Annotated in this window: 11 protein-coding genes; 7 read left to right on the forward strand and 4 right to left on the reverse strand. The window is 66.9% G+C overall.

From position 1 onward, the window contains the following. Positions 1-37: 37 nt before the first annotated feature. Both BLR75_RS18930 and BLR75_RS18935 read right to left on the reverse strand, forming a co-directional pair. Complete coding sequence (locus BLR75_RS18930; RefSeq protein ID WP_084312142.1) at positions 38-1,417, reverse strand: glutamine synthetase family protein; 1,380 nt, start codon at positions 1,415-1,417, stop codon at positions 38-40. A gap of 97 nt (positions 1,418-1,514) precedes the next feature. Then, the gene (locus BLR75_RS18935; protein WP_084312144.1) at positions 1,515-1,694 is read right to left on the reverse strand and encodes a hypothetical protein; all 180 of its coding nucleotides are present in this window, start codon (positions 1,692-1,694) and stop codon (positions 1,515-1,517) included. 168 nt (positions 1,695-1,862) lie between these two features. Between BLR75_RS18935 and BLR75_RS18940 the strand changes: the two genes are divergently transcribed. The 4 genes from BLR75_RS18940 (at position 1,863) to BLR75_RS18955 (ending at position 5,758) form a co-directional block, all read left to right on the forward strand. After that, complete coding sequence (locus BLR75_RS18940; protein ID WP_084312146.1) at positions 1,863-2,132, forward strand: MoaD/ThiS family protein; 270 nt, start codon at positions 1,863-1,865, stop codon at positions 2,130-2,132. 2 nt (positions 2,133-2,134) lie between these two features. Beyond that, complete coding sequence (locus tag BLR75_RS18945; protein ID WP_084312148.1) at positions 2,135-3,241, forward strand: WD40/YVTN/BNR-like repeat-containing protein; 1,107 nt, start codon at positions 2,135-2,137, stop codon at positions 3,239-3,241. Positions 3,242-3,375: 134 nt separating this feature from the next. After that, positions 3,376-5,052, forward strand: coding sequence for a class II poly(R)-hydroxyalkanoic acid synthase (gene phaC / locus BLR75_RS18950; protein ID WP_084312150.1), 1,677 nt, complete (start codon positions 3,376-3,378; stop codon positions 5,050-5,052). Between the two features lie 118 nt (positions 5,053-5,170). Beyond that, a complete protein-coding gene (locus tag BLR75_RS18955) occupies positions 5,171-5,758 on the forward strand; it encodes an eCIS core domain-containing protein (protein WP_084312152.1) in 588 nt (195 codons plus the stop codon). Between the two features lie 598 nt (positions 5,759-6,356). Here the strand turns inward: BLR75_RS18955 and BLR75_RS18960 are convergent. Next, positions 6,357-7,265, reverse strand: a complete 909-nt coding sequence (locus tag BLR75_RS18960; protein ID WP_084312154.1) for a DMT family transporter — start codon at positions 7,263-7,265, stop codon at positions 6,357-6,359. A 131-nt stretch (positions 7,266-7,396) separates the two neighbouring features. On the opposite strand from BLR75_RS18960, the gene BLR75_RS18965 reads away from it, so the two are divergent. From BLR75_RS18965 to BLR75_RS18975, 3 genes are all read left to right on the forward strand, one after another. Further along, positions 7,397-7,834 carry an Lrp/AsnC family transcriptional regulator gene (locus tag BLR75_RS18965; RefSeq protein ID WP_084312156.1) on the forward strand — a complete coding sequence of 146 codons (438 nt, stop codon included), beginning with the start codon at positions 7,397-7,399 and terminating at the stop codon, positions 7,832-7,834. A 269-nt stretch (positions 7,835-8,103) separates the two neighbouring features. Further along, complete coding sequence (locus BLR75_RS18970) at positions 8,104-9,102, forward strand: LLM class flavin-dependent oxidoreductase (RefSeq protein ID WP_084312158.1); 999 nt, start codon at positions 8,104-8,106, stop codon at positions 9,100-9,102. 97 nt (positions 9,103-9,199) lie between these two features. Continuing rightward, positions 9,200-9,676 (forward strand): nuclear transport factor 2 family protein, encoded by a 477-nt coding sequence (locus BLR75_RS18975; protein WP_084312160.1) that lies wholly within the window; start codon positions 9,200-9,202, stop codon positions 9,674-9,676. Between the two features lie 307 nt (positions 9,677-9,983). Here the strand turns inward: BLR75_RS18975 and BLR75_RS18980 are convergent, their stop codons facing one another. Then, on the reverse strand, positions 9,984-11,330 hold the full coding sequence (locus BLR75_RS18980) for a nucleobase:cation symporter-2 family protein (RefSeq protein ID WP_084312162.1): 1,347 nt from the start codon (positions 11,328-11,330) through the stop codon (positions 9,984-9,986). Positions 11,331-11,686 lie beyond the last annotated feature (356 nt).

The raw sequence follows: 11,686 nt of genomic DNA on the forward strand, positions 1-11,686 counted from the left end.
GTATGGGGCGGGGATTGGAACCGGCGGCTCCATCACTTCAGGCTTGCGTCAGATACCACCGCCAGTCCTGCTCCCCGACCTCGCCCATGAACTGGCGATACTCCTCGCGCTTCACCGCCAGGTACACGCCGAGGAACTCCGGCCCGAAGGCGTCCCGCGCCCAGCTGGAATGCTCCAGCGCGCACAGGGCGGTCAGCCAGTCGGTGGGCAGACGTTCTTTCGCCTGGGCATAACCGTTGCCTTCCACCGGGGCGCCGGGATCGAGGTTCTGGCGGATGCCGCGATGGATGCCGGCGAGGATCGCCGCAGCAGCCAGATAGGGATTGGCGTCGGCGCCGCAGATGCGGTGTTCGATATGCCGGCTGCTGGCGGGACCGCCGGGCACGCGCAGCGACACGGTGCGGTTGTCGACGCCCCAGGTCGGCGCCAGCGGTGCGTAGCTGTTGGCCTGGAAGCGCCGGTAGGAGTTGGCGTTGGGGCAGAACAGCAGCAGCGAGTCGAGCAGGCTGGCGAGCATGCCGCCGACTGACTGGCGCAGCAGGGGGGTGCCCGCCCCGCTCTTGATATCAACCAGGTCGCTGGCGAACAGGTTGCGACCCTCTGCATCGGCCAGCGAGACGTGCATGTGCATGCCGGTGCCGGCCAGATCGGAGAAGGGCTTGGCCATGAAGCACGCCTGCATTCCGTGCCTGTGCGCCACGCCCTTTACCAGTCGCTTGTAGCGTACCGCCTGGTCCATGGCTTCGAGGACATCGCCATGTTCCAGGGTGATTTCCACCTGGCCCGGCGCGTACTCGGAAATCGCCGTGCGCGCCGGAATGCCCTGGGCCTTGCAGGCGGCATAGAGATCGGCGAGGAACGGCTCGATCTGTTCCAGTTCGCGCAGGCCATAGACCTGTGTGCTGCGCGGCCGGCCGCCGTCGGCATCCAGCGCCGGTTGCGGGCGGCCGTTGGCGTCGCGCTGGGCGTCGAGCAGGTAGAACTCCAGCTCGCAGGCCATCACCGGGTGGAAGCCGTCGGCTTTCAACTGGTCGATCACCCTGACCAGCACATGGCGCGGGTCGGCGATATCCGCCGGCTTGCCCTCTTCGGGATGCATGCTGACCTGCACCGCGGCGGTGGGAATCCGCCGCCAGGGCAGGCGCACCAGGCTGCCGGGCAGCGGGTAGGCGCGGCAGTCGATATCGCCAACGTCCCACACCAGTCCGGAGTCCTCCACGTCGTCGCCGTTCATGGTCAGGCCGAGGATGGTGCTCGGCAGCGGCCTGCCGGATTGGTACACCGCCAGCAGTTCCTCGCGGTGCAGCAGCTTGCCGCGCGGCACGCCGTTGGCGTCGAGGATGAAGAGTTCGATCAGTTCGATATCGGGGTTGTGCGCCAGGAAATCCCGGCCTTCCTGCACGGAGGCGAAGTTCATTGTCGTTCTCGATAGGCGCCGGATGCGGCGCGCAGCAGTGCGCGGCGACGGCGAAAGTCGGAGTGCGCCGGTTCAGCCGGCGCCGGTTTCGATGCGGTCAGCGCAGGGAAACATCCGGCGGACGCGCATGGCGGCAGTGCCACAGCGCCCAGAAGGCCAGTTCGAGAGGAAGAGTCGGTGCGCTTCGGCGCGTGCGCTGGCGCGGCAGGCGGACCGGTGCGGCGGCCTTGGGGGCGGCAGCGGTGGCGATGCTGGCGAGCGCGGGGAGGAGGGGCATGGAAACTGCCGTGGCCGAAGATGCCGGACAGACTGGCACAGGGGAATGGATACGTTAAATGCGATTTTTACGACCTTTGGTTGAGCCAGTTCGAAACCGAATGCTGTCGATGGAGCGTGGTGCCGGACGACTAGACTGGAAAGGTTTTTCCACGAGCGCCGTTCGCCCATGCCCCGTGTCGTCTTCGCCCCATCGATCCAGCGCCACGTCCCCTGCGAGGAGCAGGAGGTGCAGGCGCGCACGGTCGGCGACGCGCTGGAGGCGGTGTTCGCACGCGAGCCGCGCCTGCGTGGCTACATCCTCGACGACCAGGGCGGGCTGCGCCGGCACCTGGTGATCTTCATCGATGGTTTGCGCATGCGCGACCGCGTCCGCCTGAGCGATCCGGTCGAGGCCGGGAGCGAGGTCTACGTCGTGCAGGCGCTATCCGGAGGCTAGCTATGGACGATCGACTGCTGGTGGGCACCCGCAAGGGGCTGTTCACTTTCCAGCGCGGCGCGGACAACCGCTGGAGCGAGACGCGCCGGGATTTCCTCGGCGAACCGGTGAGCATGCTGCTGCCCGACCCGCGCGACGGCAGCCTGTATGCCGCGCTCAACCTCGGCCACTTCGGCGTCAAGCTGTGGCGCCAGAGGGCAGGGGAGGACTGGCAGGAATGCGCCGTGCCGGCCTATCCGCCGCAGCCCGACCCGCTGCCCGCGGCGAAGGAAGGCGACGCCCCGCAGGCGCCCTGGAGCCTCCAGCAGATCTGGTGCCTGGAGACCGGCGGGGTGGACGAGGCCGGCGTGCTCTGGGCCGGGACCATTCCCGGCGGGCTGTTCCGCAGCGCCGACGGCGGCGACAGCTGGGAGCTGAACCGTCCGCTGTGGGACCGTCCCGAGCGCGCCCGCTGGTTCGGTGGCGGCTACGACTGGCCGGGCATCCACTCGGTGAGCGTCGATCCGCGCGACAGCCGTCACGTCACGCTCGCGGTGTCCTCCGGCGGCGTCTGGCAGACCCGCGACGGCGGCGCCAGCTGGGACTGCACGACCAGGGGCATGTACGCCGAATACATGCCGCCGGAGCTGCGCGAGGAGGGCGCCGTCCAGGACCCGCACCGCATGGTGCACTGTCCCGCGCAACCGGACGTGCTCTGGGTCCAGCACCACAACGGCATCTTCAGCTCCCGCGACGGCGGGGCGAACTGGCACGACGTGCGCGCGCAGCCGTCGAGCTTCGGCTTCGCCGTCGCCGTGCATCCGACGCAGCCGGATACCGCCTGGTTCGTCCCGGCGGTGAAGGACGAATGCCGGGTGCCGGTGGACGGCAACTTCGTCGTCACCCGCACCCGCGATGGCGGCGCCAGCTTCGAAAGCCTCGTCACCGGATTGCCGCGGCCACCGGCCTACGACCTGGTCTATCGCCACTGCCTGGACGTCGATCATGAAGGCGACTGCCTGGCCATGGGCTCCACCACCGGTGGCCTGTGGCTCAGCGAAAACGCCGGAGATGACTGGCATTGCCTGTCCGCGCACCTGCCGCCGATCTACTGCGTGCGCTTCGGCTGAGACAGGCGCGGCGCCGGATTCATACCGGAATTCATACTTTGGAGCGCTTCTGGAGTCAGCCCTTCCGGCCATACATTTCCTCGCCCAGTCCCTCCGGCACCGCCGGGGATTCGCACGATGTTATGGATGTCACGATGAGCAAGAAAGACGAGGAACTCTCCCGGCAAGCTGCCGAGCACACGCTGACCCTGAACCCGGTTGTCGGACCGAACCGCCGCGACCTGTTCAGCAGCGCCCGGAAGGTCCTGCGCCAGGCCCTGGTGCAGCCGCTGCACAGCGCCAGGCATGCCGCGGCGCTGGGCGGCGAGCTGAAGAACGTGCTGCTGGGCGGCTCGGAACTGCAGCCGGAGGCAGGCGACAAGCGCTTCAGCGATCCGGCCTGGAGCAGCAACCCGCTGTACCGCCGCTACATGCAGGGCTACCTGGCCTGGGCCCGTTCGCTGAACGAGTGGGTCGCCAGCAGCGACCTGTCCGAACAGGACGCCAGCCGCGGCCAGTTCCTCGTCGGCCTGCTGACCGACGCCCTGGCGCCGACCAACACCCTGGCCAATCCGGCGGCGCTCAAGCGCCTGCTGGATACCGGCGGCAAGAGCGTGCTGGACGGCCTCTCGCAACTGGTCAAGGACCTGGTCGAGAACGGCGGCATGCCCAGCCAGGTGGACAAGACGGCCTTCGAGGTCGGCCGCAACCTGGCCACCACCGAGGGCTCGGTGGTGTTCCGCAACGAAGTGCTGGAGCTGATCCAGTACCAGCCGCTCACCGAAAGCGTCTACCAGCGCCCGCTGCTGGTGGTGCCCCCGCAGATCAACAAGTACTACGTGTTCGACCTCTCGCCGGAAAAGAGCCTGATCCGCTATGCCGTGGGCAGCGGCCTGCAGGCCTTCGCCGTGAGCTGGCGCAACCCGACCACGGCGCAGCGCGAATGGGGCCTCTCCACCTACATCGAGGCGCTCAAGGAAGCCGTCGACGTGGTGCTGGCGATCACCGGCAGCGACGACCTCAACCTGCTCGGCGCCTGTTCCGGGGCGATCACCATGGTCACGCTGCTCGGCCACTACGCCGCCCTCGGCGAGAAGAAGGTGAATGCCTTCACCCAGATGGTCAGCGTGCTCGACTGGGAGATGGACGGCGACGTCACCCTGTTCGCCGACGAGAAGAGCCTGGAGGCAGCCAGGCGCCGTTCCTACCAGGCCGGCGTGCTGGAAGGCCGCGACATGGCCCGGGTGTTCGCCTGGATGCGGCCGAACGACCTGATCTGGAACTACTGGGTGAACAACTACCTGCTCGGCAAGGAGCCGCCGGCGTTCGACATCCTCTACTGGAACAACGACACCACCTCGTTGCCGGCGGCGCTGCACGGGGAGTTCATCGATTTCTACCAGAGCAACCCGCTGGCCCGCCCCGGCGCCCTGGAAGTCTGCGGCACGCCCATCGACCTCTCCCGGGTCACCCAGGACTTCTACTGCCTGGCCGGGTTGACCGACCACATCACCCAGTGGGACGCCTGCTACCGCTCCGCGCAGCTGCTTGGCGGCAAATGCGAGTTCGTCCTGTCCAGCAGCGGCCACATCCAGAGCATCCTCAACCCGCCGGGCAACCCCAGGGCGCGCTTCATGACCAACGGCGAGCTGCCGGACGACGCCAGCGACTGGCTGGCAGGCAGCAGCAAGCATGCCGGTTCCTGGTGGCCGCACTGGCTGGAATGGCTGCACGCGCGCTCCGGCGAAACCCGCAAGGCGCCGCGCAAGCTGGGCTGCAGGAACCATCCGGCGGCCGAGGCGGCGCCCGGCACCTACGTGCACCTGCGCTGAGGAACCGCGGCGGGCGGGAAATCTCCGCTGACAAGACGACGGGAACGCTGGCGCGCGGCCAGCGTCAAACCGCGCCAGATGGGGGAGAATAGCCCCTGCCGTCCGTCCGGAGTCTTTGATGTCGATCCCCCTGCTGTCCCGCGCCGCCGCGCTGTTCCTTTCCCTGGCCGTATCCCCCGTCCTGCTGGCCTGCCCGCAGGGGCAGCATGAAGTGTGCATCGCCGACTGCGTGTGCGTGCCCGATCCCGGGCCGATCTTCGGCGATATCCAGGAGAACATGGGGCGCATGGCCGCTTCCGCGCTGGAAACCTGGCTGATCCAGTCCCGCGAGACGGCGCTGCGCGAAGGCAGCGAGCCGATCCCGGCGGACATCCGCGAGCAGATGCGCCCGTACTTCTCCGAACAGGTGCTGGACGCGGCGCGCTTCAAGGTCGGCGAGGGCGACGAGCTGAACATCGGCGCCGCAGTGATGCACAACCAGGACACCGAGGCGGTGACGCTGGTGGACGTGATCGTCTTCCGCAGCCTCAACGACGCCATGGAAAACCTGCCGCTCTGGGCCCACGAGCTGAAGCACGTCGAGCAGTACCAGCAATGGGGCGTGAAGGAATTCGCCACGCGCTACAGCCGCGACTTCGACGCCGTGGAAAGCCCGGCCTACGAGATGCAGACCCGCGTGACGCGGGCGCTGCAGGCGAAGAAGTAATCCCGCCATGGTTCCCACGCTCCTGCGTGGGAACCCATCCCGGGACGCTCCGCGTCCCATCGACGCGGGAGCGTGGGAACGATCGCCATGCTCTGGTTCGCGGGCATGGCCCGCTCCTACACAGAGTCGCGCCGCCCCTGAAGCACGCACAGAACTTGTAGGAGCCAGCTTGCTGGCGATTGCCGTGTTCTCCTTCCACGCCGACGTTGAGGGAAAACCTGGATCGCCAGCAAGAACTAGGCGTCCCCCTGGCTCCTACAGGTATGGCGTCAAGCGGGCCATGAGCAGCCACGTAGGGCGCATAGCGCGCCAGCGCTATCCGCCATCCCATCGGCGTGGCCTGGTCGGCGGATGAAGCGTTCCGCTTCATTCGCCCTACACCTGCGCTAGGCCATGGCGCGAAGACAGTTGCTCCTATAGGTACGTTCCCGCTCGTCGTAGGACCGAGGGGGACGCCCAGTCCTTGCTCGCGAACAAAATGCACTGAGATACCAAGACAGTTGCTCCTACAACATCGCCGGTTTATTGGATCCCCGCGTTCGCGGGGAAGACGGAGCGCGTAGGGCGAATAACGCGTCAGCGTTATCCGCCGTCATCGTCACGAATTGATTGCCCGCCACCAGCGCTGCGAATGCTGCCGCAGATTGTTGCCCCAACCCCGCTGCATCCCCGCCGCCGCCAGCAGGATGGCGGCCACGCCCAGCCATTGCAGGGCGCTGAGGCGGTGGTCGAAGGCGAGCCAGTCGACGAAGATCGCCGCCACCGGGTAGATGAACGACAGCGCCCCGGTCAGCGCGGTCGGCAGTTTCTGGATCGCGCCGTAGAGCAGCACGTACATCAGCCCGGTATGCACGATGCCCAGGGTTCCCAGGCTGGCCCAGGCGGTGCTGTCCTGCGGCAGCGGCGAGAAGTGCGCCCAGGGCGCCAGCAGCGCCACGCCGGTGAGGGTCTGGATCAGCGCGATGAGGTGCGGCGGGATGCCGTCCAGGCGCTTGATGATCAAGGCCGCCAGCGCATACAGCAGCGCCGCGCCGAGGGCCAGGGCGATGCCGCCGAGGTAGTCGCTGCCGCTGTGGTCGCCGTGGGCACTGACGATGGCGAGCATGCCGGCGAAGGAAACGCCCAGCCAGGCCATCTTCTGCAGGGTGATCTTCTCGCCGAGGAACATCGCCCCCAGCAGCACCAGCATGAACGGCTGCACGTTGTACACCGCCGTGCCGATGGAGATCGACGCGCGCGGGTAGGAGGCGAACAGCAGCAGCCAGTTGCCGACGATGAAGACGCCGCTGAGCAGGGCGAGGAGGAAGGTGGTGCGGTCGAGAATGCCGGGGCGCAGCAGCCCGAGCGCGGCGCAGACCAGCAGCAGGGTCACGGCGCCGAAGGCGCAGCGCCAGAACACCACGTCGAGCACCGCTTGCCCGGAAATCAGCACCAGCCAGCCGATGGTCCCGCAGATCAGCATGGCGGCGACCATTTCCAGGGTTCCACGTTTGATCGGATCGTTCATGCTTGGGGCCTCCTCTGTACGGGCACAGTATGACGAGGCGAAACCCCGGCCTTCCATCCGTTATGTAAGGCTGAATCCGATCCTTGCCTTTACTATCAAGGTATACTTGAGGATTGCCTGACGAGGCTGCCATGACCGACGAAATCGACCAGATGCTGATCGCCGCCCTGATGGAAGACTCGCGCCGCTCGCTCAAGGCCCTGGCGCAGATCAGCGGGCTCAGCTCGCCCAGCGTCGCCGAGCGCCTGCGCAAGCTGGAGGAGCGCGGGGTGATCACCGGCTACACGGTGACCGTCGACCCGCGCGCCTTCGGCTACCAGTTGCAGGCCATCGTTCGCGTGCGGCCGCTGCCGGGCAAGCTGCACGAGGTGGAGCGGCAGATCCAGGCGATCCCGGAATTCACCGAGTGCGACAAGGTCACCGGCGACGACTGCTTCATCGCCCGCCTGCACGTGCGCGACATGGAGCAGCTGGATACGCTGCTCGACCGCATCAACGCCTACGCCGAGACCAACACTTCGGTGGTGAAGAAGACCCCGGTCAAGCGCCGCCTGCCGCCGATGTCCTGAGACCCTGTCCATGATCAGCTGCGCGTCGGCATAACTGCGTTGAAAATGGGCTCGGGATGCTCATTTACTCTGTGTAAACTCCGCTCCCTCGCCCATTTTCGCCTTGTTCTGCTCTAGCTCGCGGGATCATGAACAGGGTCTGGCGCGGCTCCATCATTGCCCGGCATGACCACTATCGATCCCGACAAATGGTCAGCCGGGGAGGGCGTCGCTAGAGTCACGCTCAAAGTCATGTCCGCCTCCGGGCGCGACCCCGAGTGGAGTGTTCAATGAAGTCCCTTTCCGAAACCGCCTTTTCCATGCTCGACCTGGTGCCGGTGCGCGATACCGGAACCGCCGCCGAGGCGCTGGACAACGCCGTGCAGACCGCGCGCCACGTCGAGCGTCTCGGCTTCACCCGCTACTGGCTGGCCGAGCACCACAACATGGAAGGCATCGCCAGTTCGGCCACCGCGCTGCTGATCGGCCACATCGCCGGCAAGACCGGGCGCATCCGCGTCGGTTCCGGCGGCATCATGCTGCCGAACCATCCGCCGCTGGTGGTGGCGGAAAACTTCGGCACCCTCGCCACCCTCTATCCGAACCGCATCGACCTCGGTCTCGGCCGCGCTCCCGGCGCCGACCAGGCGACCATGCGCGCGCTGCGCCGCGACCGCCTGCTGGGCGAAGGCGAGGACTTCCCGGAGCAGGTCGCCGAACTGGAAATGCTCCTCGGCCCGCGCCGCCCGCAGCAGAGCATCATCGCCTCGCCGGGGGAGGGCACCAACGTGCCGATCTGGCTGCTCGGCTCCAGCCTGTTCAGCGCCCGGCTGGCGGCGGAGAAGGGTTTGCCCTACGCCTTCGCCTCGCACTTCGCGCCGCGCTACCTGCACGACGCGCTGCGCATCTACCGGCAGAACTTCCGCCCCTCGGCGGTGCTGGACAAACCCTACGCCATGATCGGCGTCCCGCTGATCGCCGCGCCCAGCGACGAGGAGGCCGAATACCTCGCCACCACCGCCTTCCAGCGCACCCTGGCGCTGATCCGTGGCCAGGACCTCAGGCTGCGTCCGCCCGTGGAAAGCATGGTCGGCCGCTGGCTGCCCCATGAGCAGGAAGCGGTGGGCAACTTCTTCGGCCTGGCGGTGATAGGCGGCCTGGAGAAGGTGCGCAGCCGGCTGGAAATCCTGCTGGAGCAGACGAAGGCGGACGAGCTGATCTTCACCAGCGACATCTACGACCAGGACTTGCGCCTGCGCTCGCTGGAGATCGTCGCCGGCCTGCGCTGAGGCGGCGCCGGCGTTCGCCATGACCCGACGGGTGGCCCGCCAGCGCCCGCCGGGGCAGCTAGGTTGAATCTGGAGCTGGGCATATCAGGAGCTTGCCATGACTACCGATCAACCCCGTCCACCGTTCCCGCCGTTCACCCGGGAAACCGCCATCCAGAAAGTGCGCCTGGCAGAGGATGGCTGGAACAGCCGCAATCCGGAAAAGGTCGCGCTGGCCTATACGGTCGACAGCCGCTGGCGCAACCGTGCCGAGTTTCCGCAGGGGCGCGAGCAGATCATCGCCTTCCTGACCCGCAAGTGGCAGCGCGAGCTCGACTACCGCCTGATCAAGGAACTCTGGGCGTTCGCGGACAACCGTATCGCCGTGCGCTTCGCCTACGAATGGCACGACGACTCGGGGAACTGGTATCGCTCCTACGGCAACGAGAATTGGGCCTTCGACGAGAACGGCCTGATGTTCCAGCGTCATGCCAGCATCAACGACCTGCCGATCCGCGCGGACCAGCGCCTCTACCACTGGCCGCTCGGCCGCCGCCCCGACGACCACCCCGGCCTCAGCGACCTGGGACTGTAGCGCGGGCACCGCCGGTACCATCGACGCGGGGCGTGGGAACGATGAATTGAAGTGATCGATGGCGGGTAGGTTGTCGTAGGGTGGATGAGGCTTTTTTCATCCACCATTGCGCGCTGTGGCCGCTCTTCGTAGGAGCGAGCTTGCTGGCGAAGGCCGTGCCATCCGGCCGTGCCAGCGCTGAGGGGAAACCTGGATCGCCAGCAAGAACTAGGCGTCCCCCTGGCTCCTACAGGTTCGGCGTCAAGCGGGACAGGGTGCTTAGGGCGAATAACGCGCCAGCGCTATCCGCCATCCTGACGGGGCCTTCTCAATGATGCCCGCACAACGCATCCCGGCCGCGCTCGCCGAGGATGTTGAACAGCAGGTTCAGCGCCACCGCCCAGATGGCGGTCATGGCGATGCCGCTGTGGGTGATCGGCTCCAGCCAGTGGGGCAGGGCGGCGAAGAAGTCCGGGCGCACCACCGGGATCATCCCCATGCCGATGCTCACCGCTACCAGCAACTGGTTGCGGCGGTCGCTGATGTCGGCTTCCTGGAGGATGCGGATGCCGCTGGAGGCGACCATGCCGAACATGGCGATGCCGGCGCCGCCGAGCACCGCCGGCGGGATCGAGGCGACCACGAAGGCCACCTTGGGCAGCATGCTGAGGGCGATCAGGAAGCCGGCGGCGGCCACCGTGACGAAGCGGCTGCGCACCCCGGTCATCTGCACCAGGCCGATGTTCTGGGCGAAGGACGAGTGGGTGAAGGTGTTGAGGAAACCGGCCAGGAAGGATGCCCCGGCGTCGCAGAGCAGGCCGCGGCGCAGGCGGTTCGGGCAGATCTCGGTGTCGGTGAGCTTGCCCAGGGCGAGGAACATGCCGGTGGATTCGACGAAGATGATCACCACCACCAGGCACATCGACAGCACCGGCGCCAGGTGGAATTCAGGCATGCCGAAGTGCAGCGGGGTGACCAGGTCGAACATCGGGCGCTCGTCCATGCCGCTCAGGTCGACCATGCCCATGCCGGCGCCGATCAGGTAGCCGAGCAGCATGCCGATCAGCACCGAGACGTTGACCCAGAAGCCTTTCAGGAAGCGGTTGATCAGCAGGATCACGGCGAGCACGAAGGACGACAGGGCGAGGTATTCCACCGCGCCGAAAGTGGCGGCGCCGTGGCCGCCGCCGGCCCAGTTGATCGCCACCGGGAACAGGCTCATGCCGATGGAGGTGATCACCGTGCCGGTCACCAGCGGCGGGAAGAAGCGCACGATGCGGCTCATGAAGGGCGCGATGAGCATGCCGAAGAAGCCGGCGGCGATGGTCGCGCCGAAGATGCCGGGCAGGCCGACGCCGGGCATCCCGGCCATGGCCACCATGCTGCCGACGGCGGCGAAGCTGGCGCCCATCATCACCGGCATGCGGATGCCGACCGGGCCGATGCCGAGCGACTGCACCAGGGTGGCGATGCCGGCGACCAGCAGGTCGGCGTTGATCAGGAAGGCGATTTCCTCACGGGAGAGACCGGCGGCCTGGCCGACGATCAGGGGTACTGCGACGGCGCCGCCATACATCAGCAGCACGTGCTGGAAACCTACCAGCAGCAGTTGCAGCAGCGGCAGACGTTGATCGACTGCCGAGCCGCTCGCGCGGCGCTCGGTTACCTCGGACATACAACACCTCGAATTCTTGTTCTTGTCATTCGTTGGTGGACATCGCCGGCGAACGGCTGCGCCGGGGGCTTTCCGGCTTGGCGTTCGTCACGGGGGCAGGCGACGCGGTGGGGCGGAATTTATAGCGCGAGCCTGTGTTCTATTCAATCTGTTTTTGTATACAAAAATCTGACTCAAGGGTCCGTCTGCGAAGTGCCGGTCGAACGAACGCAGCCGAAGCCGTGCGCAGGCCCTCTCCGTGATACGTAACCCCCGGTAAAACAAAGGTAAATAGCGGGTAAAGAGGCTTTGCCCGGGACAGCTCAGCTCTTATCGTTCATCCTTGCCTATTGCCATACGTCCCCCCTTTCCTATGA

Source organism: Pseudomonas jinjuensis, assembly GCF_900103845.1.
In the GTDB taxonomy this organism is placed as follows: domain Bacteria; phylum Pseudomonadota; class Gammaproteobacteria; order Pseudomonadales; family Pseudomonadaceae; genus Pseudomonas; species Pseudomonas jinjuensis.